We start from the raw sequence: 21,069 nt of genomic DNA on the forward strand, positions 1-21,069 counted from the left end.
CTTAGGCGCGTCGCTCAAGCAACTGAGCCGCTAATTGTAGCAAACCGGCAGAGTGCGAATTCGCAGGAAAACCATGAAGCGCATCAATGGCGCGCTGAGCTTCTGCGGCCGCAGCATCCCTTGTCGCCTCGAGAGCGCCCGTTTCCCGCACGATGGCGACGATCTGCGGCAACTGCGTTGTGTCGCCAGCTTCGATGGCTGTGCGGATGAGGTCTCGTTGGCGTTGGTTGCCTCGTTGCATTGCCAGGATCAAGGGAAGGGTCGTCTTGCCCTCCCGCAGATCATCTCCGACGTTCTTGCCGGTTTCGTTCGCGTCGCCTGCATAGTCCAGAACATCGTCGATGACTTGGAATGCTGTGCCGAGCGCCTGCCCGTAGGTGGCACATGCCTCTTCGATTTCGGGTGTTGTATCGGCAAGTACCGCGGCAAGGCGAGTGCTTGCCTCGAAGAGCTTGGCGGTCTTTGAGCGAATCACCTTGAGGTAGGCTTCCTCGTCCAGCGAGGCGTCATGCATGTTCATAAGTTGGAGAACTTCTCCTTCTGCGATGACGTTGGTTGCCTCGGCGAGGATCTCCATGACGCGCATGTTGTGTGCGTCCAGCATCATCTGGAATGCACGCGAATAGAGAAAGTCGCCCACGAGTACGCTGGCGGGGTTGCCGAAGTATTCGTTCGCGGTCGGCCGCCCACGCCGAAGCGTTGATTCGTCCACCACGTCGTCGTGAAGCAGTGTCGCCGTATGGATGAATTCCACAACGGCAGCCAAGTTGAAGCGCTGTTCGCCCTTGTAACCCAGTGCACCGGCCATCAGCAGGAGCAGCGCCGGGCGCAGGCGTTTGCCGCCCGCAGAGATGATGTACTTTGACACCTGACTCACGAGCGGAACACCAGTGTCTAGGCGGCGCTCGATGACGAGATCGACTCCGGCCATATCCTCCGCGATCAGGCTGAGGACGCTGGCGACGGGGGAAGAATCTGCGGCGAGAACTGACAAGGCGAGGGCGCTTGCGCGCTGCGAAGGGGGCGACGATGGCGCTGGGCCGGAAGCGCTGATTATAGAGAGGCCAGAGCTTTGCAGGCCTGAGGCGATAAGGTGTGGGTGCTTGGCCAGCAGGTGCATGCTAGAATCTTGGGCTCTGCGGAATTTGCCGTAGAGCCATCTTTTCCCAAGAGGTCCACATGTACGCGGTCATAAAAACCGGTGGCAAGCAGTATCGCGTTGCTTCCGGCGAAAAAATTAAAGTAGAACAGATTGCTGCGGACGTAGGCCAGGAAATCGTGATCGACCAAGTTCTCGCAGTCGGCGACGGCAGCGAAATCAAGGTTGGTACGCCCCTGGTGTCCGGCGCATCTGTAACAGCCACTGTGCTGTCGCACGGCAAGCACGAAAAGGTTCACATCTTCAAGATGCGTCGTCGCAAGCATTATCAGAAACGTCAAGGCCATCGCCAGCAATTCACCGAATTGCAAATTGGCGCGATTGCCGGCTAAGGAGTTGATTCCATGGCACAGAAAAAAGGCGGCGGCTCTACGCGAAACGGGCGCGACTCGAAGCCCAAGATGCTCGGGGTGAAGGCTTTCGGCGGCGAGTTGATCAGTGCAGGCTCGATCATCGTGCGTCAACGCGGCACGCAATTCCACCCCGGCGTCAACGTCGGTGTCGGCAAAGACCATACGCTGTTTGCGCTGGTCGATGGCCACGTCTCCTTCGGGACCAAGGGCGCACTTAACAAGCACATGGTCAACGTGACCCCGGCTTAAGCCAGTCACTTCGATCTTTTCGGAGCCCCGCTTTGCCGGGGCTTCTTCATTTGTAAACTGGATACCTCATGAAGTTCGTTGACGAAGCCTTCATCGACATTGCCGCCGGCGATGGCGGCAATGGCTGCGTGTCGTTCCGTCATGAGAAGTACAAGGAATTCGGTGGACCGAACGGCGGAGACGGAGGGCGAGGTGGCCACGTATTCGCTGTAGCTGATCCGAGCCTCAACACTCTGGTTGACTTCCGCTTTTCGCGCCGACATGAGGCCAAGCGGGGCCAGCATGGGATGGGGTCGGACATGTTCGGTGCCGCCGGCGACGACATCACGCTCAAGATGCCGGTCGGAACCATCATTTCCGACGCGGAAACCGGCGAGGTGCTGTACGAACTGCTGACGCCCGGCGAGGTCATCACGATTGCCAAGGGCGGCGACGGCGGGTTTGGCAACATGCGATTCAAGAGCGCCATCAATCGCGCTCCTCGCCAGAAAACTCCTGGGTGGCCCGGCGAGAAGAAGAGCCTCAAGCTCGAACTCAAAGTGTTGGCCGACGTTGGTTTGCTGGGCATGCCCAATGCCGGCAAGTCGACGCTGATCAGTGCTATTTCGAACGCTCGTCCTCGCATCGCTGATTACCCTTTCACGACGCTGCACCCGAACCTCGGGGTCGTTCGCGTAGGCCCGGAGCAGAGCTTTGTAGTCGCCGATCTCCCGGGACTGATCGAAGGCGCGTCCGAAGGCGCCGGCCTCGGCCACCTGTTCTTGCGTCATCTGCAGCGCACCCGACTTCTTCTGCACATCATCGATCTGGCGCCGTTCGATGAGGGCGTCGATCCGGTGGCCCAGGCGAAGTCGATCGCTGGTGAGCTCAAGAAATACGACGCCGCTCTCTATGAGAAGCCTCGTTGGCTAGTCTTGAACAAGCTGGACATGATCCCCCTCGACGACCGCGCCGCGCGCGTCAAGGATTTCGTCAAGAGATTGCGGTTCAAAGGGCCGGTCTTTGAGATCTCCGCGCTCACCCGAGAAGGGTGCGAGCCTCTGGTGCAGGCGATTTATCAGCACGTCAAGGCTCAACAGGTGGCTGAGCAGCCGCCGACCGAAATCGATCCGCGGTTTTCGTGAGTGCAAGCCAAGGCGGACATTCCAGCAGCCATCCAGTCAGTCATAGCTCCATGCCTTCAAGTTCTGCTTCATCCGTGCTCCACGATGCGCGCCGCATCGTTGTCAAGGTGGGCTCAAGCCTGGTCACCAATGAAGGGCGAGGCCTCGACGAAAACGCCATTGGCGAGTGGTGCCGCCAACTCGCAACGCTGGTGCGCGATGGCCGAGAGGTCGTGATGGTGTCGAGCGGTGCGATCGCCGAAGGGATGAAGCGACTGGGTTGGCGTGTTCGCCCGCATGAAGTCCATGAACTGCAGGCAGCCGCGGCAGTGGGTCAGATGGGTCTGGCGCAGATCTACGAAACGAAGCTGCGCGAAAACGGGATAGGTAGTGCACAGGTATTGCTGACGCATGCAGACCTTGCGGATCGCGAGCGCTACCTCAATGCGCGCTCCACTCTCGTGACCTTGCTTGCGCTTGGCGTGGTTCCCGTCATCAATGAGAACGACACGGTCGTCAATGATGAGATCAAGTTCGGCGACAACGATACGCTGGGCGCGTTGGTCGCTAACCTGGTGGAGGCCGACGCGCTGGTCATTTTGACGGACCAGAAGGGCCTTTTCACTGCAGATCCACGCAAAGCTCCCGATGCTCGCTTCGTATATGAAGCTGCGGCGGGGGATCCTGCACTCGAGGTCATGGCCGGTGGCGCCGGCAGCAGCATCGGCCGCGGAGGGATGATTACCAAGATCCTCGCAGCCAAGCGCGCTGCAGCGTCTGGCGCATCGACCGTGATCGCCTGGGGCCGCGAGCCCGATGCACTGCTTCGGCTCTCGCGCGGCGAGTCCATTGGTACGCTTTTGCTGGCCCAAACCGCCAAACATCAGGCGCGCAAGCGCTGGATGGCCGATCATCTTCAATTGCGTGGCGCCGTATCGGTCGACGCAGGTGCGGCCACCAAGGTGCGCACCGAAGGCAAGAGCCTGTTGCCGATCGGCATGACCGCTGTCGAGGGTGAGTTTTCGCGCGGCGACGTGATCGCCATACGAGATGATCGCGGATTTGAACTCGCGCGTGGTCTGGCCAATTATTCCAGTGCTGAGGCCCGCATGCTCTGCCGCAAGCCGTCAGCGGAATTCGAGCGGCTTCTCGGCTATGTCGCTGAGGCTGAGATGGTCCATCGGGACAACATGGTCCTGATGCCTGGCGCCCACTGACGAATCATTCGGTCTCGCGGATCGGGGCCTTCAGGTATCGAACCATCTCGCTGACGGACGCGCGCGGAGCATGGCCGCGACACAGCCCCTGGTGGGCCAGCGCCTTGGCGTAGCGCGAACTCCTCTCATTGAAATGCTTCCATTCGGGATCGCGCTGCTGTTCCCACGCGCCGTTGCTGAAGTGGGCGTAGGTCTTGTATTGATCGGTTGCGCAGCGGATGCCTTCGTAGAAGGCGTTGAATCCGCCGTTTTCACGATTGGCAGCGACGACCACGTAGCGGACGATGCCGTCGCCTGTCACCTTGATGGTGGCCGGATCGACGCCGAACTTCAGGCTCATGTAGCGTGGCATGTCGATGTCGATCAGCTTGTCCTGAGCGAAGGCGGGAGGTGGGGGCGCTTCGCTTTCCTTCCAGTCGGCGTCGTCGAACAATTGCGCGTGGGCGAGGCTCGAAGCTCCAATCGCGCATGCAATGGCCACGTTCCAGCTAACGCGGCGCATGAAATGGGTCAGGTGTCGAGGGAGAGTCGTTCGCAATATTGGCATTCGGATTCGGGTCGAAGCTGGCACCGGGCGGCAGCTCGAAAGTAGGTTCATGGCCCCCGCCGGACGGGTGGCGCTCAAATTCTCGTGCGCGCACGTTGCTGCGCAGAAAACGGTTGCGGAAATCCTGACGAGGGAGATAGCGGGCGAGTTCGGTCAATGCCATCTCATAGACGCCGCGCTTGAATTCGACGACGACGTCCAGCGGGACCCAGTAGTCGTGCCACCGCCACGCGTCGAATTCCGGATGGTCGGTGGCGCGCAGGTTGAGATCCCAATCGTGACCGATCAACTGCAGCAAATACCAGATCTGCTTTTGACCCTTGTAGTGGCCGCGCGCGTCACGGCGGATGAACCGATCCGGCACCTCGTAGCGCAACCAGTCACGGGTACGGGCCACGATGCGCACATGCTCCGGGTGGAGGCCCACTTCCTCGTGCAATTCCCGGAACATGGCCTGCTCGGGACTTTCGCCGCGATCGATGCCGCCTTGAGGAAACTGCCAGGAGTGTGTACGAATACGCTTGCCCCAGAAAACCTGGTTTCTCTGGTTGAGCAGGATGATGCCGACGTTGGGCCTGAAGCCGTCCCGGTCGAGCATAATCAAACCCCAATTTTTGAACTGAGCCGATTATGCCTGCCGGCTTGCGTACGGCAAGCAGCCAGTTCCGGGCGCTTCCGCCCTGTCATTCGAGCCCTGCCCGTATCCCTCATTTGCGCGTCCAATGAAAGCTTCCCGATTCTTCATTTCCACCCTCAAAGAGGCGCCGGCTGACGCCGAAGTGGCGAGCCACCGTCTCATGATGCGCGCGGGCATGATCAAGAAGCTCGGCACCGGCATCTATACCTATATGCCGATGGGCCTTCGGGTCATTCGCAAGGTCGAGGCAATCGTCCGTGAAGAAATGGATCGGGCGGGCGCGGTCGAGCTGACCATGCCCGTGGTGCAGCCCGCCGAATTTTGGGAAGAGAGCGGTCGATTTCAGGGTTATGGCCTCGAGCTCCTGCGCATCAAGGACCGCCATGAGCGTTCGTTCGTGATCCAGCCGACCAGCGAAGAAGTCGTGACCGACATCGCCCGCCAGGAGATTCGCAGCTACAAGCAACTGCCAAAGAACCTCTATCAGATCCAGACCAAGTTCCGCGACGAGCGGCGTCCGCGCTTCGGCCTGATGCGAGGGCGCGAGTTCATCATGAAGGACGCCTACAGCTTTGATCGCGACCTCGAAGCCGCCAAAGCCAGCTACCGGGTGATGGCAGATGCCTACCGGAGAATCTTCGATCGATTCGGCCTGCGCTACCGTGCTGTGGCAGCTGACAGCGGCGCCATCGGCGGCGACGTGAGCCAGGAATTCCAGGTCATCGCAGCCACCGGCGAGGACGCCATCGTCTATTGCCCCGACAGCGACTACGCCGCCAACATGGAGAAAGCCGAGGCGCTTGCCCCGGCGGGACCGCGCGCCGCTGCGACGAAACCGCTCACCAAGACGCCCACCCCTGGCAAGAGTACCTGTGAGGACGTGGCCGAATTGCTGGGCGTTCCGCTCTCGACCACCGTGAAGTCTCTGGTCCTGGCGACCGACAAGCTAGATGCGGCCGGCAACCTCGTCGGCGTCCAGGTTTGGCTGCTGCTGATTCGCGGCGACCATGAGATGAACGAAATCAAGGTAAGCAAGGTGCCGGGCCTCGACCAAGGCTTCCGCTTCGCCACCGTCGCCGAAATCGAGGATCACTTTGGCTGCAAGCCGGGTTATCTGGGCCCGCTGAACCTGAAGCAGCCGCTCAAGATCGTGGCCGACCGCGAGGTTGCCGTCATGGCCGACTGGATCTGCGGCGCCAATGAGGTCGATTTCCACATGACCGGTGTCAACTGGGGTCGCGACTTGCCTGAGCCGGACCTTGTTGCCGATATCCGCAACGTGGTTGCCGGCGATCCGTCGCCCGATGGGAAGGGTGTTCTGGCTATTGAACGCGGCATCGAAGTCGGCCACGTATTTGTGCTTGGCACCAAATACAGCAAACCCATGAATGCGACCTTTCTCGACGAAGCGGGCAAGCCCCAGTTTCTCGAGATGGGCTGCTATGGCATCGGGATCACCCGGCTGCCGGCCGCGGCGATCGAGCAAAACCACGACGACCGGGGCATCATCTGGCCCGATGCAATCGCACCTTTCACCGTGGTGGTCTGCCCCATCGGCATGGATCGCAGCGCAGAAGTCAAGGTTGCGGCGGAAGCTCTTTACGAGCAACTCCTGGCTGAGGGCGTCGATGTACTGCTCGACGATCGCGGCGAGCGCCCAGGCGCGATGTTCGCCGATTGGGAATTGATCGGCGTACCGCACCGCGTCGTGATCTCCGACCGCGGGCTGAAGGAAGGCCAGTTCGAATATCAACATCGCCGCGATGCGGGTGCGACGAAGGTGCCTGTCAGCGGAATTGCGGATTTCATTGCCGACAAACTGGCTGCGGCATGAACTTGGCGGGGCCCATGGATGCGGCCGGCTTCTCGCGGCGACTCTGTCTGGGCGCTGCGGCCTCCGGCGCGTTGTGCCTGACATTGCCCCGTCCGGCATTCGCCGGCGCACAGATCGAGGAACCGCTCATTGACTCAGTGCGCACTGCGCTGACGTCGGCCATTCGCAACAACGCACCGCCAGTCCCGGAGTTCAAGGACACCGAATCTCGCCTGTCCTATTTGCGCTGGCTCGGCGAAATGAGCGAACGCCTCAAGAAAAAGCTGCCCGACTGGCCGACGCGAAAGGAATTTCTGCAAACGGTCTGGTACGAGGCTCGCCGGGCCGGTCTGGATGTCAGTCTCGTGCTCGGCTTGGTTCAGGTGGAAAGCAACTTTCGCAAGTACGCCATGTCGAGCGCGGGCGCGAGAGGCTACATGCAAGTCATGCCGTTCTGGACCCGAGTGATCGGCGATGGCGATCCGTCGAAGCTCTTTCACATGCAGACCAATCTGCGCTTCGGCTGCGTGATCCTGCGCCATTATCTCGACCGGGAATCGGGTGATCTCTTCATGACGCTCGGCCGCTACAACGGGAGCCGTGGCAAGTCGCCTTACCCCGACGCAGTGTTCGCGAATCAGCGGCTGTGGATGTTCAAGGATCCACGCCGGGATGTGCGGCCGGACTGAGCCTCAGACCTTCGCGGTGATCGCGGCCGTGCGGGTGACCATCACCTGGTCGATTCGGAAACTGTCCACGTCCATCACTTCGAAGCTGTAGCCGGCCCAACTCACACTGTCCGTCCGCTTGGGAACGCGGCGAAGCATCACCATGAGGAAGCCGGCGAGCGTCTCGTACTCGTCCGGGTGCGGCAATTCCTCGATGTCGAGTGCTCGTTGGACGTCCTGGATCGGGGTCACGCCATCAATCAGCCATGAGTTCTCATCGCGCTTCACGATCTGCTGTTCTTCGTCCTGCACGCCGACCAGGTCGCCCATCACTGTGCTCATCACGTCATTGAGCGTGATCACGCCGACCACCAGGCTGTATTCGTTCACGATGATCGCGAAGTCTTCGTGGGCCTGCTGAAATTGTTCGAGGACCTCGGTCAATGACAGCCTGTCTGGAATGACCAGCGCCTTGTGCAATGGCAGGCCGTGCTCGAACGAGAGCGGCTGACCGCTGAGCACGCGCTGGAACATGTCCTTGGCGTCCACGTAGCCGAGAACATGATCGATGTCCCCGTCGCACACCGGGTAGGCGGAAAACGGTTCGGCCACGATGCGCGCGCGCAGCACTGTTTCCGGGTCGTCCCGGAGAAACCAGGCTATGCGCTCCCGCGAAGTCATGACGCTGCTGACTAGGCGCGTATCCAATTCGAACACGTTGGCGATGACTTGCTGCTCGCGCAGCGCAAGAACACCCGCACGGGCACCCGCTTCGGTCATCGCCAGGATGTCGGCGGACGTGATCTTTTCGTCGCGCTGCATGGGCATGCCGAGCACCTTGAAGAGCACGTCGGTGCTGGTGGTGAAGAACCACACCAAGGGCTTGAAGGTGGTGATCAGCACTTGCATCGGGCCGACCATGCGAACTGCAAGCTGCTCCGGGCTGCTCATGCCAAGCCGCTTCGGGAAGAGGTCGGCGAACACGAGGAACACCGCAATGATCGTGACGAAAGAGGCGAGAAAGGCAGCAGTCTGCGCCGCCTCTACGCTCAACCAAAGCTCGAACAAGCGCGCGTAGTAGGGGCTCAGCGAACCTTCGCCGACGACGCCACCGAGGATGGCAACCGCGTTGAGTCCGATCTGGACGACGGTGAAATAGTGGCCCGGCTGCTCCTGGATGCGCATCACGCGCTCGGCGCGCGCGTCGCCTTCGTCCGCCATCTGACGCAGGCGAAGGCGACGAGAAGCGGCCAGGCAGATTTCGGCGAGGGAGAAGAAGGCGCTCGTCGCGATAAGGGCAACGATCACGAGCAGGCTTTGAGTCAGGGTCATGGATCAGTCGATGAAGACCGACATGGTGCCACGAGCCGAGCGCCTTCCTTCCTGAGCCGATCCCTGTGCCTCGCCACGCGTCTACTGCACGAAGCCGATGCGGTTTCGATGCGTGCTGACGCGCGGAAGGTCCTCCACGCGCACCTCGCCCCGGTGCGCCAGACGGGCGTTGCCGAATCCGGTCATCAGCGCACGCCGCATCTCGCGCGGCGAGAGGATGGCGAGCTGGTCGAGAACGTCGTCGGACGGCTCTTCGGCCAGCAGCCGGCCCCAGTCGTGTTCTCCCCGGATCGACGCATACAGTTGGCGCGCGATCTGACGCGACGCATCCGGCGACGGTGCCTCGATCTCGAAGATATTCATCCGGTTCAGGATCGGCTCGGGGATGCTGCGCTCGTCATTTGCAGTGGTGATCCAGATCACTTGGCTGGCGTCGATCGGGACTTCGGCAAATTCATCGACGAACGCATGCGCAGTGTCATGCTCCAGCAGGTTGTAGAGCGCGCCGAGCGGGTCGTATTGGCTGTCGGCACCTGCCTTGTCGATTTCGTCGATGACCATCACGGGATTCGCATACTGACCGTCGACCAAGGCTTCGAACACCTTGCCAGGCTTGGATCCCTTCCATTGTGAAGATGCACCGGACAGCAGCCAGCCGGCCGTCATCGAGTTCATCGGTACCAGCGACATTCCGGTTCCAAGCAGCTCGGCGAGTTTTCTCGCAAAGTGAGTCTTGCCGACTCCTGGCGGCCCAAGCAGCAACATCGGCGTGACTTCCAGGCCGTCGCGGCTGTCTTGTGCGAGCGCAACGTGGCGCCGGACGTCGTCGAGCACTTCTGTGAAGTTTGGCAACTGCGCGTAGAGCCCGGACATCTCGGGAACGCCGCTTGGTTTGACCTGGAAGCGGTCGGGACCGCGTTCGAGCATGCGTTCGTAGGTCGTTCGCAAGTGCTCGTGGTCGCGATCGGGGAGCTTGGCGAGCTTGCGCTCGACGTCATGCGTCTGAAAAACGCTGCGCAGATTGGCGACCGGCAACTGGAACGACGACGCTGGGACGAGACTGCGGGAATCCATGGACACCTCCGGTTTCGAACACTTGGATACAGCATAAGCCGTGCCCGGCGTTCGCAGATGCCCATGTTTTCTCGAATTTGTCGATTTGTCGCAAAGAGTTCAAATACCGCCTTGCGGATGCGTGGGATCGACCCACAGCACGGATTCGGGCTTCTCGACCGGTTCGATGTCGAGGTTGATGGCCACGGCCTGCCCGTCGCTGCGGCAGAGCACGCATTCGAGCGCTTCAGTTTCGCTGGCGTTGATTTCCTGATGCGGCACATACGGCGGCACGTAGATGAAATCGCCCGGACCGGCCTCGGCCGTGAATTCCAGTTTCTCGCCCCATCGCATGCGGGCGCGACCCCGAACGACATAGATCACAGATTCGAGATGACCGTGGTGATGCGCACCGGTCTTCGCATTGGCGTGAATAGTCACGGTACCCGCCCACAGCTTCTGAGCGCCCACCCGCGCAAAGTTGACGGCCGCCGCCCGATTCATGCCCGGCGTCTGCGCCGTGTTGGTATCGAGCTGGTTGCCCGGAATGACGCGCACTCCATCGTGCTTCCAGGCCGGCCCGTCATGGGCGTGCCCATCATCCCCGTGATCATGACTCATGACGGTTTCTCCCATCGTTTTCGTGAAACACCGCGGAACCGGCTTTGCCGGGCCGCGGGTGTTGCCCCCGGTAGGGGGTGCAGAGCCACACGAAGTGGGCGAGGCTGGGGGCGAGCGTCAGGCCGCGTTCAGCATCTGCTGCAATTCGCCGGATTCGTACATTTCCATCAGGATGTCCGAGCCGCCGACGAACTCGCCCTTCACGTAGAGCTGCGGGATGGTCGGCCAGTGGCTGTATTCCTTGATGCCTTGGCGAATGGCATCGTCTTCCAGCACGTTGACGGTCTTGAGTGTTCGCGGGTCAACACCGACGGCCTTGAGGATCTGGATCGCGCGCCCCGAGAATCCGCACATCGGAAAGCTGGCGTTTCCCTTCATGAAGAGGACAAGATCATTGGTCTTGACGAGATCGTCAATGCGTTGCTGGGCATCGGACATGGGTGACTCCTGAGTTTGGCTGGGCGGATTATTTCACCGCGCGCCAGATCCCGCCGGAACATCGCGCGATGCCGGCGAGGTCGTCGCGGCTTTGGGTTTCGCGAAAACCCGCCTGGGAAAGCAACTGTCGAACGGGTTGGCTTTGGTCGTAGCCATGTTCCAGGAGCAGCCAGCCGCCGTCTTTCAGGTGCGCTGGGGCCGAATGGACGATGCGGCGGATGTCGTCCAGACCGTCTTCGCCGGAGACAAGTGCGCCTTGCGGTTCGTGGCGCAGAGCATCGAGATGGATGTCGCCATTGGCGATGTAGGGCGGATTCGAGACGATCAGGTCGAGCCCGCAATTGGCGCCCGCAAGCCAGTCTGCCTGCGCGAAACGCACCGGAAGCCCGAGCCTTGTCGCATTCGCTTGCGCCACCGCAAGTGCATCGGCGCTTGCATCCACCGCCATGACGCGAGCATCGCGACGCACGTGTTGGATCGCCAGCGCGATGGCGCCGCTGCCGGTGCCGAGGTCCAGCACCGCGGGAGCTTCAAGCCCCTCCAGGCACTGCAACGCCCACTCGACGAGCGTCTCTGTGTCCGGACGAGGAACCAGGACGCGGCTGTCGACCTTCAACCTCAGGCCGTGAAACTCTTTTTCGCCCAGCAGATAGGCGACCGGCTCCCCCGCCATTCGCCGTTCGCAAAGTCGTTCAAAGGCGGGCCGGATCCCTTCCGCAAGCGTGTCGGTGTCATGCGCAAGCAACCAGGCGCGCTCGTCCGCGGCGCGCCCCAGCACGTGCAGCAACAGCAGCTGTGCGTCGAGTCTTTCAAGTCCCCGAGTGGCCGCTGCAGCGAGCATGCGAGCCGGCGTCAGGGGTGCATTGGCGTCAGAAGTGTTCACGCGGGCAAGCTGGCTTCGAGCTCGGCCAGTTGCTCGGCCTCACGTGCGGATTGCAAGGCTGCCAGCACGTCGCCGAGATCGCCTTCCATGATGGCCAGCAGCTTGTAGAGCGTCAGGTTGATGCGGTGATCCGTGAGCCGCCCTTGCGGAAAGTTGTAGGTGCGAATGCGGTCGCTGCGGTCGCCGCTGCCGACGAGGCCCTTGCGCAGCGCAGCGTCCTTGGCCGCCCGTTCGCTGCGCTCCTTCTCTTGAATGCGCGCCGAAAGTACTTGCAGCGCCTTTGCCTTGTTGCGATGCTGGCTCCGGTCGTCTTGGCACTCCGCGACAATGCCCGTCGGAATGTGCGTGATGCGCACCGCCGAATCGGTCTTGTTGATGTGCTGGCCGCCTGCGCCGCTGGCGCGGAAGGTGTCGATGCGCAGGTCGGCTGGGTTGATCTGCACGGCTTGGGCCTCGTCCGGCTCCGCGAGCGCGGCAACGGTACAGGCGCTGGTATGAATGCGGCCTTGCGTTTCGGTGGCGGGCACGCGTTGCACGCGGTGACCGCCGGATTCGAAGCGCAGCTTGCCGAACACGTCGTCCCCGACGATACGGATCACGACTTCCTTGTAGCCGCCGAGTTCGCTTTCGCTTTCGCTCACGATCTCGCAGCGCCAGCCGACACGGTCGGCATACCGGGTGTACATCCGAAGCAGGTCGCCCGCAAAAAGGGCCGACTCGTCGCCGCCGGTGCCAGCGCGGATTTCAAGAAAGGCGTTGCGTGCGTCATCCGGGTCCTTCGGAAGCAGCAGGCGCTGAAGTTCCTCTTCGAGCTGCGTCAATTCGGCTTCGGCGCTCGTGATCTCCTCCCGCGCCATTTCCGCCATGTCCGGGTCGTCGAGCATTTCGCGCGCCCCGGCCGCATCCGCTTCTCGCTGAAGGTAGCGGCTGTATCGGCCCGCGATCTGCGTGACCTCGGCGTGTTCGCGGGAGATGGTGCGGTACTGCGCCATGTCCGACATGATGTCTTCCCGGGAGAGCAGGAAATCGAGTTCTCCGAGGCGTTGCACGTAGCGCTCGAGCTGTTGACGCAGAAAGGTTTTCACGGATTGAGAGAGGAGAGGGCGGAAGAGAGCGGGACCGGTCGGGATGGGGGCAGGTTTGCGAACCTTCGAGCCGCACGCCAATGGGCTGGCGGCAAGGGTATTTCGGCGGCGCGGCGCCGGAAAAGAAACTCGCTAACGCTCTTTGCGCAGGAAGAGACGCGAAATTGTCTGGGCGGTCTGTTCGCGCGCGGCGGCATCGCCGGCGTGCAGTTCGGCGAGCGCGCCGTGAAGCATCTTTTGCGTGAGTCCGCGGGACAAAGCTTCAAGCACGACTTCGACGCTTTCGCCCTTGGCAAGCAGTTTGCGCGCGCGAGTCAACTCCATCGTGCGCCACTCGTCGGTCTGGGCATTGAGTTGCTGGATCAGAGGCACCGCGCCGCGCTGGTCCAGCCAATGCATGAAGCTCTGGACCCCCGCGTCGATGATGACTTCGGCTTGCGCCACGGCCGCTTGCCGGCTGGCGTGGCCTTGCTGCACGACCTGAGCGAGATCGTCGACGGTGTAGAGATAGATGTCTTCGAGCGCCTTGACCTCGGGCTCGATGTCGCGCGGCACCGCAAGGTCGACCATGAACATGGGGCGGTGCTTGCGCAGCTTGAGGGCACGTTCGACGGCGCCCAAGCCAATCAGCGGCAATGTGCTTGCCGTGCAGCTCACCACGATGTCGAACTCGGCCAGGCGTGCCGGAAGATCGGCCAACCGCATGGCTTCGCCGCCAAAGCGCGAGGCCAGTTTTTCGCCGCGCTCCAGCGTGCGGTTGGCGATCACGATGGATTTGGGCTGCCTGGCGGCAAAGTGCGTGGCGGCCAGGTCAATCATCTCGCCAGCGCCGACGAACAGCACGCGAGTGCGTTGCAAGTCCTCGAACAACTGTCCGGCCAACCGAACCGCTGCTGCCGCCATGCTGATGGAATGAGCGCCGATTTCGGTCGCGGTGCGGACTTCCTTGGCAACCGCAAAAGAGCGCTGGAAGAGCTGGTTGAGCGTCGTCCCGAGCGCACCGGCCGTTTCGGCGGCGCGCACGGCGTCTTTCATCTGGCCGAGGATCTGGGCCTCGCCCAGCACCATGGAATCGAGCCCGCTGGCAACGCGGAACGCATGCCGGGCAGCCTGGTCGTCGTGGAGCGTATAGGCGTGGGAGCGGAGCAGCGCTGGCGAGACCCCTCCGCTGTGGGCGAGCCAATCGACCGTATGGTCGAGCGCCAGATGATTCGCGGCACAGTAGATCTCGGTGCGATTGCAGGTCGAGATGATGGCCGCTTCGACGTCGGGGTGCTTGTTGGAGCCGAACGAATGTCGCAGGCTTTGAAGCGTCGGGGCGATCTGATGGATGGCGAACGCGAAACGACCGCGCAGGTCGAGCGGCGCGGTCGTGTGGTTCAACCCGAGGGCCCAGACTGACATAGCCGCTGATTATAAAATCCGCCGCCCATGGATGGGCCGAGCTTCAGAAAATGGCCGTAGCCAGGGCTTCCGATCTCCTGGACGTCGCTTCTCCATGGCCCTCGAATGACCCCGCTGGATCTTTTCAATCACGTTCTCAACTTCGCCGCTCCGGCTTTTGCGGTCGGCTTTTTGTGTGCGCTTCTCGGCCGGTTCGCCATGCGTCGGTCAGGCAAGCCTCTCGCCTTGTGGGTCCAGGGCGGGATCAATTTCGTCGTTGGGTTCGCAGTCCTCCTGGCCGGACTGATCGTCTTCGGCCAGGACGGCAGGATGGCGACCTATGCCGCATTGGTGGTTGCGTGCGGCACCAGCCAGTGGCTCGTCTCCGGAGCTTGGCGGCGCTAGGTCGCAGTGCCGGGCAGCACGCTAGGCGGCGGAGGCGGCACCGCTGCCATCGGGGAGGGGGGTGCCGGCATCCCTGACGGTACCCCGGGGTAGGCGGCCATCGGCATGCCCGCTGCGCGAAGGCCATCCAGGATCGCGAAGAGCACGTCGCTGCGCGCGCCGCCCGCAAGACGCGGGCTCTGCACATAGGCCACCGCCTGGAAGATCATGAAGCCCACCTCGATGCCTTCGAGCGTGACACTCGGTGCCGGGGTGGCGAGCACTGCGGGATGGTTCGCGAACGCGGCCAACATCACTTCGCGTGCGCGGGACGCATCCGTGGTCAGGGGCATCGGAAGACGAATCAGCACCCGGCCTTCGGCGTTCGAGAGCGTCATGTTGCGCACGGTCTTGGTGATGAATTCGGAATTCGGAACGATCATCGTCGAGCGGTCGCCCAGCTGGATTTCCGTCGCACGCACGTTGATGCGGCGGATGTCTCCCTCGGCGTTGCCCAGGACCACCCAGTCGCCGACCTTGACCGGGCGTTCGGCGAGCAGGATCAATCCCGAAATGAAGTTCTGCACGATTGCCTGCAAACCAAAGCCGATACCCACCGACAGTGCGCTGGCCACCCACGCAATGCGCTCGATTCCGACGCCGAGCGCCGACATCGCGAAGGCGATCACGATGATCCCGCCCACGTACCCCAATAGCGTGGTAATCGAGCTCTGCATGCCGGGCTCGAGCGCGGTGGTCGGCAGGAATCGTTTGTCGAGCCAGTTCTTGACAATGCGCAAGGCGATGAAGCCGGCGACGAGCACCGCAACGGCGGCGAAGATGGCGCCGGGCACCAACTGGATTTCGCCAACCTTGACGCCAGTGCCGTACTTGCCGCTGCGTTGGAACACCTCGCCGGGGCTCGTGCCCAAGGGCGTGGCCAGCGCGATGATCATGTAGAAGAACAGCGCGACGCGGCTCAGGCCCGATAGTGCGACCGCGGCTTGATCCAGAGTGCTCGGAGCCAGCCCGAAGCTCAGGTGCAGCCGTTGGCCGAAGCTGCTGCGCGACGACACAACGGCCATGAAGAAGTCGTCCGCGAACTTGAAGAGCACATAAAAGGCCGCCACCACGATGCCCGACCAGTTGAGCTGGCTGGCCAGAAAGCTCGCCATTGCGACATAGCCGATTGCCACCAGAACCCAGATCACGACCAGGATCAGCGTGACCATCCCCAAGAGCACACCGACCCAGAGCGGCCGCTCCAGCGCGTCCGTTGAGGGCGAAGGAGGGGCGTGAGGCTCCTGAGGTGCCGGACCGGGGGCGGCCGTGTCCCCAAGCGCTTCGGAGGCCGGCGCCACCTCGCGCGGGCCGCGCAGCCGCAACAGCATCGCCCCGATGATCCCGGTGAGCGCCAGGGCCGTGACGACGTGCGCGGCCACCACGGCGGCAAAACTGGCTTCGACCAAGGCGTTGATCTGCGTCGGCAACCACACCAATACGGCCACCAGCGCCATCAGCCAGGGGAAAGGCGCGAGGCGAGACGCCATCGCATTGGGGATGGGCGGCAGCCGCCACGAGGGCCGGCCGTTGGCCAGCAAAGCCCGCCCCAGACCCACGACAAAGGCGATGAATACGCTCGACTGCACCATCGCCTGGCCCAGCTTGCGCGTCTTCTCGCCCCATATCTGGTGCAGCTCGAGGGTAGTGAAGACTCCATGCGCCGCCACGCCAACCAGAACGACGTTGGCGGTGACGATCGCGATCACGAGCAGCGAGCGTCGCAGCCTTCCGGCAGGAAGAACGCGCGCGGCAATCCGCGTGAGCACGGTCTCCGCGAGCCAGTTGCCGGGCAGCGCAAGGAGCAGCGCAAGAATCAAGCTCACGAGCACGGCCGAGGCATGGGCGGGCTGTTTCGCAACCTCCACGCCTTGTTCAATCTCGCTTCCGAGTTCGCGCAGCCGGTCGACGTCGCCGGACCACGCCTCGGACATGTCGCCCCAGAATTCCCTTCCGAGCGGAGAAGGAGCGCGTTCGGTCAACTGGGCTTCGAACATGGCCCTGCGCTTGGCGAGAAGGTCGCTGGCGCGTTGCTGGGCGTCAACGGTCACGAGCCGTGCCAAGCGGATGTCGGCGTCCAGCGCGTTGCGTTCCTTGGTCAAGGTGGCGCGGCGACGGGTGATGTCGGGGTTCTCCGCTGGCGCTCCGGCGGGCGGCGGGTTGCCAAGTTCGCCGAGACGCGCGTTCAGATCGTTCAGGTCGCCGGTTCGCGAGGCGATGACTTTCTCCGCGGCGGCGCTGATTCCATTGAGCTCGGTGATGATGCTGGCGACATCTTCAGAGTGCTCGACATCTCCCGGCAGACTGTCGAGCCGGGCGCGGAGGGCCGCGACGCTCGGGGCGACTTCAGTGGCGTCGTTGTCCTGCGCAAGTGCCGCACTTGCCGCCATTGCCGTGCAGCAAAGCATGGCGGCAAGCAAAAGGGCCGCGAGACGTGAGAGCCAGCTCATGTCTTCATCATAGAAGGCGCACAGCCGGCGGACCCGACGAGTTGCGACCCGAGGGTCAGTCTGCCGGGCTGAACCTGTCGATCCGATCGGTGATGATTCCGTCGGTGTCCAGTGCGATCAAACGCTGGGCCGCCCATTCGTCATTGACCGTGTAGCTCAACGCGCGCATACCCGCCGCGTGAACCTGCGCCACCGTCGTCGCGTCCCACAGCGCATAGTTGCAGACGATAGCGGAGCAGCGCAGTTGCAAGGCCGCGTCGAGCCAGCCTTCCGACAGGGTGTCCAGCAGCAGACCGCGCGGGAGCTCGGGACGCGTCGTAAGGGCTCCCCGAAGTGCATCGGGCTGAAATGACGTGAGGAAGGGCGGGGCAAGAGTCGCGTCGGTCCACAGCGCGGCCGCGTGCCGCGCCACGGCTTCGCCAGTGGGCCGCTCCAGGCCGGGAGTCGGCTTGATTTCGATGTTGAGCGCATGCCGGTTCGCCACGCAAAAACGGATCAGCCCCTCGAGGCTGGCCAGCGGTTCGCCAGCGTAGCGGCGCGAATGCCATGCCCCGGCATCCAGTTGGGACAGTGCCGACCAGGGCTGGTCGCCCGCAATGCCCTGGCCGTTGCTCGTGCGTTCGAGCGTGCTGTCGTGCAGGAGGAAGGGCACGCCATCAGCACTGAGCTTGGCGTCGCATTCGAACATGCGAAATCCGTATTCGGCGCCCAGCCGGAACGCGGCCATCGTGTTCTCGGGCGCGAGCTTGCCTGCGCCGCGGTGCGCGATCCAGCGCGGATAGGGCCAGCGTTTCATGCTTGGCGCTGCGCTCATCCTGCGCGCTTTCCGGAGCCGGCGTCGAACCAATGAAGCTTGTCCTGTCGGGCGGCAATCTTCACGGTGTCGCCCGCGGCGGGTGGGGTCTGGCTTTCGTCGGCCCGCATGACCAGCTGCTCTTCGCCGAGCCGGCCGTAGATCAGACGTTCGGCGCCGAGCATTTCCACGTACTCGACCTGCACCGACCATCCGCTTGCGTCGAGCGTCAGGTGCTCCGGCCGAATGCCGAGGATCATGCCGGTTCGCACGCCGGGTGCGTCCTTCAGCAAGTTCATCGGAGGTGAGCCCATGAAGCTTGCGACGAAAGTCGTGGCGGGTCGCGAGTAGACGTCTTCGGGCGTGCCGAACTGATCCATCACGCCGCCGTTCATCACGATGATCCGCTGGGCGAGCGTCATGGCCTCGACCTGGTCGTGGGTCACGAAAAGAGAAGTGATGCCGAGTTCGCGATGCAGCTTCTGGATTTCCAGGCGGGTCTGCGCGCGCAGTTTGGCGTCAAGGTTCGACAGCGGCTCGTCGAACAGAAACACGCGTGGCTGCCGAACGATCGCGCGCCCCATGGCAACGCGTTGACGCTGCCCCCCGGACAGCTCGCGCGGCTTGCGCGCCAGAAGATGCCCCAGTTCCAGGATCTTGGCGGCCTTGTCAACGCGCGTCTTGATCTCGGGCACCGGCACCTTGGCGATCTTCAGGCCGTAGGCCATGTTGTCGAACACTGACATGTGCGGATAGAGCGCGTAGTTCTGGAACACCATCGCGATGTCGCGCTCGGCCGGTTCGAGATTGTTCACCACCTTGTCGCCGATGCGGATCTCGCCGGCGCTGACCTCCTCCAGCCCTGCGACCATGCGCAGCAGCGTGGACTTGCCACAGCCCGAAGGCCCGACGATGACGATGAATTCGTGGTCTGCGACTTCGGCACTGACGCCGTGGATGACCTGGTTCGCCTTGGGCCCATGCCCATAGCGCTTGATAACGTTGCGAAACGAGAGAGCTGCCATGTTCTGTTCTTGTCTTTTCGGTCTTTCCGATTACTTCTCGGTATCCACGAGGCCCTTGACGAACCACTTCTGCATGAGCACGACAACGAGGGCGGGCGGCACCATCGCGAGGATGGCCGTTGCCATCACAACGTTCCACTCGTTCTGCGAATCGCCGCCGGCGATCAGGCGCTTGATGCCGACGACCACCGGGTACATGTCTTCACCAGTGGTCGCAAGCAGGGGCCAGAGATACTGGTTCCAGCCGTAGATGAACTGGATCACGAACAGCGCGGCAATGGACGTCTTCGACAGCGGCAGCAGCACGTCCCAGAAAAAGCGCATTGGGCTGGCGCCGTCCATGCGCGACGCCTCGGTGAGTTCGTCCGGCACCGTCATGAAAAACTGGCGGAAGAGAAACGTCGCCGTGGCCGACGCGATCAGCGGAACAGTCAACCCGGCATAGGTGTTGAGCATGTGCAGATCCGATAGCACCTGATAAGTGGGCAGGATGCGCACCTCCACCGGCAGCATCAGCGTCACGAAGATCATCCAGAAGCAGAACCGCCGAAACGGAAACTTGAAGTAGACGATCGCAAAGGCCGACAGCAGCGAGATCGTGATCTTTCCGATCGCGATGACCAGTGCGGTAACGAGGCTGACCCACATCATGTGCGCGACAGGCGCATTGGAGCCGGCACTGGTCTCGCGTCCGAAGAGCGCCGATTTGTAGCTTTCCAGCATGTGGCTTCCAGGCAGAAGCGGCATGGGAGCCTGCACGATTTCCTGCGCCGTGTGCGTCGAGGCCACGAACGCCAGGTAAATCGGAAAGGCGATGATGAAGACGCCGAGCACCATCACCACTTGGGCAAGGATGCCGTGAGTACCACGTTTTTCGACCATGGTCAGTACTGCACTTTCTTTTCGACGTAGCGAAACTGGATGACGGTCAGCACGACCACGATCAGCATCAGGATCACCGATTGCGCGGCCGACCCGCCGAGGTCCATGGCCTTGAAGCCGTCGTAGTAGACCTTGTAGACGAGGATCGCCGTGTCCCGGCCCGGGCCGCCCTGGGTCGCCGTATCGACGATGGCGAAGGTGTCGAAGAAGGCATAGACGACGTTGATCACCAGCAGGAAGAAGGTCGTCGGGGACAGCAGCGGAAACTGCACGGTCCAGAAGCGGCGCCAAGGACGCGCACCGTCGATAGCGGCCGCCTCGATGAGCGATTTGGGAATCGACTGAAGGCCCGCCAGGAAGAACAGGAAGTTGTACGAAATCTGCTTCCAGACTGACGCGAGAACAATCAGCGCCATTGCATGGCCCGAGTTGAGCAGATGGTTCCAGTCGAACCCAATCTTCCCGAGCGCATAAGAGACCACGCCCAGTGACGGCGAGAACATGAAAACCCACACCACCGCCGCAACCGACGGCGCGACAGCGTAAGGCAGGATCAGCATGGTCTTGTAGAACATGCCGCCGTGAATGATGCGGTCCGCAAAGACGGCCAGCGCGAGCGACAGGCTCAGCCCGATGCCCGCGACCAGCACCGAGAACACGGCCGTGGTCTTGAACGACTCGACGTAGCTCGGATCGGCAAACAGGTGGCGAAAGTTGTCGAAGCCGACGAACTCTATGGATGTCCCGAATGCATCCTGCTGCTGGAGCGACTGCATGATCGCCTGTGCCGCCGGCCAAAAAAAGAATACGAGGATCACTACCATCTGCGGTGCCATCAGCAGCCACGGCAGCCATCGGGATCGGAAAACAACCCGTTTTTCCATGCAACCTCAAAAAAGAAAAACCCGCCGACTCGGATGAAGCGGGCGGGGCG

General features: G+C 62.4%; 22 protein-coding genes. 7 read left to right on the top strand and 15 right to left on the bottom strand.

The window, feature by feature from the left end; genetic code table 11:
- Position 1: 1 nt before the first annotated feature.
- On the bottom strand, positions 2 to 994 hold the full coding sequence (locus AC1DSF_RS20075) for a polyprenyl synthetase family protein (RefSeq protein WP_478125516.1): 993 nt from the start codon (positions 992 to 994) through the stop codon (positions 2 to 4).
- A 185-nt stretch (positions 995 to 1,179) separates the two neighbouring features.
- Here AC1DSF_RS20075 and rplU point away from each other — a divergent pair, with 185 nt between their 5' ends.
- The 4 genes from rplU to proB all read left to right on the top strand — a co-directional run bounded on the left by rplU (position 1,180) and on the right by proB (position 4,081).
- A complete protein-coding gene (gene rplU / locus AC1DSF_RS20080; RefSeq protein WP_478125517.1) occupies positions 1,180 to 1,491 on the top strand; it encodes a 50S ribosomal protein L21 in 312 nt (103 codons plus the stop codon).
- A gap of 12 nt (positions 1,492 to 1,503) precedes the next feature.
- Complete coding sequence (gene rpmA, locus AC1DSF_RS20085) at positions 1,504 to 1,761, top strand: 50S ribosomal protein L27 (protein ID WP_478125518.1); 258 nt, start codon at positions 1,504 to 1,506, stop codon at positions 1,759 to 1,761.
- 68 nt (positions 1,762 to 1,829) lie between these two features.
- Positions 1,830 to 2,885 (top strand): Obg family GTPase CgtA, encoded by a 1,056-nt coding sequence (gene cgtA, locus AC1DSF_RS20090; RefSeq protein ID WP_478125519.1) that lies wholly within the window; start codon positions 1,830 to 1,832, stop codon positions 2,883 to 2,885.
- 50 nt (positions 2,886 to 2,935) lie between these two features.
- On the top strand, positions 2,936 to 4,081 hold the full coding sequence (gene proB / locus AC1DSF_RS20095; protein ID WP_478125520.1) for a glutamate 5-kinase: 1,146 nt from the start codon (positions 2,936 to 2,938) through the stop codon (positions 4,079 to 4,081).
- Positions 4,082 to 4,085: 4 nt separating this feature from the next.
- Here proB and AC1DSF_RS20100 read toward each other — a convergent pair whose 3' ends face one another.
- Positions 4,086 to 4,583 carry a CNP1-like family protein gene (locus AC1DSF_RS20100; protein WP_478125521.1) on the bottom strand — a complete coding sequence of 166 codons (498 nt, stop codon included), beginning with the start codon at positions 4,581 to 4,583 and terminating at the stop codon, positions 4,086 to 4,088.
- Entirely contained in the window at positions 4,570 to 5,226 is a 657-nt protein-coding gene (locus AC1DSF_RS20105; protein WP_478125837.1) for an RNA pyrophosphohydrolase, read from the bottom strand. The genes AC1DSF_RS20100 and AC1DSF_RS20105 overlap by 14 nt, the downstream gene beginning before the upstream one ends.
- A 124-nt stretch (positions 5,227 to 5,350) precedes the next feature.
- Between AC1DSF_RS20105 and AC1DSF_RS20110 the strand changes: the two genes are divergently transcribed.
- Positions 5,351 to 7,099 carry a proline--tRNA ligase gene (locus tag AC1DSF_RS20110; protein WP_478125522.1) on the top strand — a complete coding sequence of 583 codons (1,749 nt, stop codon included), beginning with the start codon at positions 5,351 to 5,353 and terminating at the stop codon, positions 7,097 to 7,099.
- The gene (locus AC1DSF_RS20115) at positions 7,096 to 7,767 is read left to right on the top strand and encodes a lytic transglycosylase domain-containing protein (RefSeq protein WP_478125523.1); all 672 of its coding nucleotides are present in this window, start codon (positions 7,096 to 7,098) and stop codon (positions 7,765 to 7,767) included. Before AC1DSF_RS20110 ends, AC1DSF_RS20115 begins: the two co-directional genes overlap by 4 nt.
- Before the next feature lie 3 nt (positions 7,768 to 7,770).
- Here AC1DSF_RS20115 and paeA read toward each other — a convergent pair whose 3' ends face one another.
- The 7 genes from paeA to hemA form a co-directional block, all read right to left on the bottom strand.
- Positions 7,771 to 9,078, bottom strand: a complete 1,308-nt coding sequence (paeA, locus tag AC1DSF_RS20120) for a polyamine export protein PaeA (protein ID WP_478125524.1) — start codon at positions 9,076 to 9,078, stop codon at positions 7,771 to 7,773.
- Positions 9,079 to 9,159: 81 nt separating this feature from the next.
- A complete protein-coding gene (locus AC1DSF_RS20125; protein WP_478125525.1) occupies positions 9,160 to 10,152 on the bottom strand; it encodes an AAA family ATPase in 993 nt (330 codons plus the stop codon).
- Between the two features lie 99 nt (positions 10,153 to 10,251).
- Positions 10,252 to 10,752, bottom strand: a complete 501-nt coding sequence (locus AC1DSF_RS20130) for a cupin domain-containing protein (RefSeq protein WP_478125526.1) — start codon at positions 10,750 to 10,752, stop codon at positions 10,252 to 10,254.
- Between the two features lie 117 nt (positions 10,753 to 10,869).
- Positions 10,870 to 11,190 (bottom strand): Grx4 family monothiol glutaredoxin, encoded by a 321-nt coding sequence (gene grxD, locus AC1DSF_RS20135; RefSeq protein WP_478125527.1) that lies wholly within the window; start codon positions 11,188 to 11,190, stop codon positions 10,870 to 10,872.
- Between the two features lie 28 nt (positions 11,191 to 11,218).
- Positions 11,219 to 12,031, bottom strand: a complete 813-nt coding sequence (prmC, locus tag AC1DSF_RS20140; protein WP_478183336.1) for a peptide chain release factor N(5)-glutamine methyltransferase — start codon at positions 12,029 to 12,031, stop codon at positions 11,219 to 11,221.
- Positions 12,032 to 12,069: 38 nt separating this feature from the next.
- On the bottom strand, positions 12,070 to 13,158 hold the full coding sequence (gene prfA / locus AC1DSF_RS20145; protein ID WP_478183303.1) for a peptide chain release factor 1: 1,089 nt from the start codon (positions 13,156 to 13,158) through the stop codon (positions 12,070 to 12,072).
- A gap of 132 nt (positions 13,159 to 13,290) precedes the next feature.
- Positions 13,291 to 14,562, bottom strand: a complete 1,272-nt coding sequence (gene hemA, locus AC1DSF_RS20150; protein WP_478183304.1) for a glutamyl-tRNA reductase — start codon at positions 14,560 to 14,562, stop codon at positions 13,291 to 13,293.
- Between the two features lie 105 nt (positions 14,563 to 14,667).
- On the opposite strand from hemA, the gene AC1DSF_RS20155 reads away from it, so the two are divergent.
- Complete coding sequence (locus AC1DSF_RS20155; protein ID WP_478145352.1) at positions 14,668 to 14,946, top strand: hypothetical protein; 279 nt, start codon at positions 14,668 to 14,670, stop codon at positions 14,944 to 14,946.
- Here AC1DSF_RS20155 and AC1DSF_RS20160 read toward each other — a convergent pair.
- From AC1DSF_RS20160 to ugpA, 5 genes are read right to left on the bottom strand one after another with little or no spacing between them, the layout of a single operon-like run.
- The gene (locus AC1DSF_RS20160; protein WP_478125531.1) at positions 14,943 to 17,435 is read right to left on the bottom strand and encodes a DUF3772 domain-containing protein; all 2,493 of its coding nucleotides are present in this window, start codon (positions 17,433 to 17,435) and stop codon (positions 14,943 to 14,945) included. The two genes, AC1DSF_RS20155 and AC1DSF_RS20160, sit on opposite strands and share 4 nt — an antisense overlap.
- Before the next feature lie 55 nt (positions 17,436 to 17,490).
- Positions 17,491 to 18,231: a glycerophosphodiester phosphodiesterase gene (gene ugpQ, locus AC1DSF_RS20165; RefSeq protein WP_478183305.1), complete on the bottom strand. Its 741-nt coding sequence runs from the start codon at positions 18,229 to 18,231 to the stop codon at positions 17,491 to 17,493.
- Between the two features lie 14 nt (positions 18,232 to 18,245).
- Positions 18,246 to 19,253, bottom strand: coding sequence for a sn-glycerol-3-phosphate ABC transporter ATP-binding protein UgpC (gene ugpC / locus AC1DSF_RS20170; RefSeq protein WP_478125533.1), 1,008 nt, complete (start codon positions 19,251 to 19,253; stop codon positions 18,246 to 18,248).
- A gap of 30 nt (positions 19,254 to 19,283) precedes the next feature.
- Positions 19,284 to 20,135: a sn-glycerol-3-phosphate ABC transporter permease UgpE gene (gene ugpE, locus AC1DSF_RS20175; protein WP_478125534.1), complete on the bottom strand. Its 852-nt coding sequence runs from the start codon at positions 20,133 to 20,135 to the stop codon at positions 19,284 to 19,286.
- A gap of 2 nt (positions 20,136 to 20,137) precedes the next feature.
- Positions 20,138 to 21,019 (bottom strand): sn-glycerol-3-phosphate ABC transporter permease UgpA, encoded by an 882-nt coding sequence (gene ugpA / locus AC1DSF_RS20180; protein WP_478125535.1) that lies wholly within the window; start codon positions 21,017 to 21,019, stop codon positions 20,138 to 20,140.
- Positions 21,020 to 21,069 lie beyond the last annotated feature (50 nt).

Source organism: Variovorax sp. 01N429 (assembly GCF_056399425.1).

Bases quoted from the DNA above. Each gene is read 5' to 3' on its own strand.
- rpmA (WP_478125518.1), top strand. From the start codon at position 1,504: ATGGCACAGAAAAAAGGCGGCGGCTCTACGCGAAACGGGCGCGACTCG.
- AC1DSF_RS20100 (WP_478125521.1), bottom strand. From the start codon at position 4,583: ATGCGCCGCGTTAGCTGGAACGTGGCCATTGCATGCGCGATTGGAGCT.
- proB (WP_478125520.1), top strand. From the start codon at position 2,936: ATGCCTTCAAGTTCTGCTTCATCCGTGCTCCACGATGCGCGCCGCATC.
- AC1DSF_RS20155 (WP_478145352.1), top strand. From the start codon at position 14,668: ATGACCCCGCTGGATCTTTTCAATCACGTTCTCAACTTCGCCGCTCCG.
- ugpE (WP_478125534.1), bottom strand. From the start codon at position 20,135: ATGGTCGAAAAACGTGGTACTCACGGCATCCTTGCCCAAGTGGTGATG.
- prmC (WP_478183336.1), bottom strand. From the start codon at position 12,031: ATGCTCGCTGCAGCGGCCACTCGGGGACTTGAAAGACTCGACGCACAG.
- rplU (WP_478125517.1), top strand. From the start codon at position 1,180: ATGTACGCGGTCATAAAAACCGGTGGCAAGCAGTATCGCGTTGCTTCC.
- grxD (WP_478125527.1), bottom strand. From the start codon at position 11,190: ATGTCCGATGCCCAGCAACGCATTGACGATCTCGTCAAGACCAATGAT.
- AC1DSF_RS20160 (WP_478125531.1), bottom strand. From the start codon at position 17,435: ATGAGCTGGCTCTCACGTCTCGCGGCCCTTTTGCTTGCCGCCATGCTT.
- paeA (WP_478125524.1), bottom strand. From the start codon at position 9,078: ATGACCCTGACTCAAAGCCTGCTCGTGATCGTTGCCCTTATCGCGACG.
- ugpC (WP_478125533.1), bottom strand. From the start codon at position 19,253: ATGGCAGCTCTCTCGTTTCGCAACGTTATCAAGCGCTATGGGCATGGG.
- AC1DSF_RS20125 (WP_478125525.1), bottom strand. From the start codon at position 10,152: ATGGATTCCCGCAGTCTCGTCCCAGCGTCGTCGTTCCAGTTGCCGGTC.
- AC1DSF_RS20130 (WP_478125526.1), bottom strand. From the start codon at position 10,752: ATGAGTCATGATCACGGGGATGATGGGCACGCCCATGACGGGCCGGCC.
- ugpA (WP_478125535.1), bottom strand. From the start codon at position 21,019: ATGGAAAAACGGGTTGTTTTCCGATCCCGATGGCTGCCGTGGCTGCTG.
- hemA (WP_478183304.1), bottom strand. From the start codon at position 14,562: ATGTCAGTCTGGGCCCTCGGGTTGAACCACACGACCGCGCCGCTCGAC.
- AC1DSF_RS20110 (WP_478125522.1), top strand. From the start codon at position 5,351: ATGAAAGCTTCCCGATTCTTCATTTCCACCCTCAAAGAGGCGCCGGCT.
- ugpQ (WP_478183305.1), bottom strand. From the start codon at position 18,231: ATGAAACGCTGGCCCTATCCGCGCTGGATCGCGCACCGCGGCGCAGGC.
- AC1DSF_RS20105 (WP_478125837.1), bottom strand. From the start codon at position 5,226: ATGCTCGACCGGGACGGCTTCAGGCCCAACGTCGGCATCATCCTGCTC.
- cgtA (WP_478125519.1), top strand. From the start codon at position 1,830: ATGAAGTTCGTTGACGAAGCCTTCATCGACATTGCCGCCGGCGATGGC.
- AC1DSF_RS20115 (WP_478125523.1), top strand. From the start codon at position 7,096: ATGAACTTGGCGGGGCCCATGGATGCGGCCGGCTTCTCGCGGCGACTC.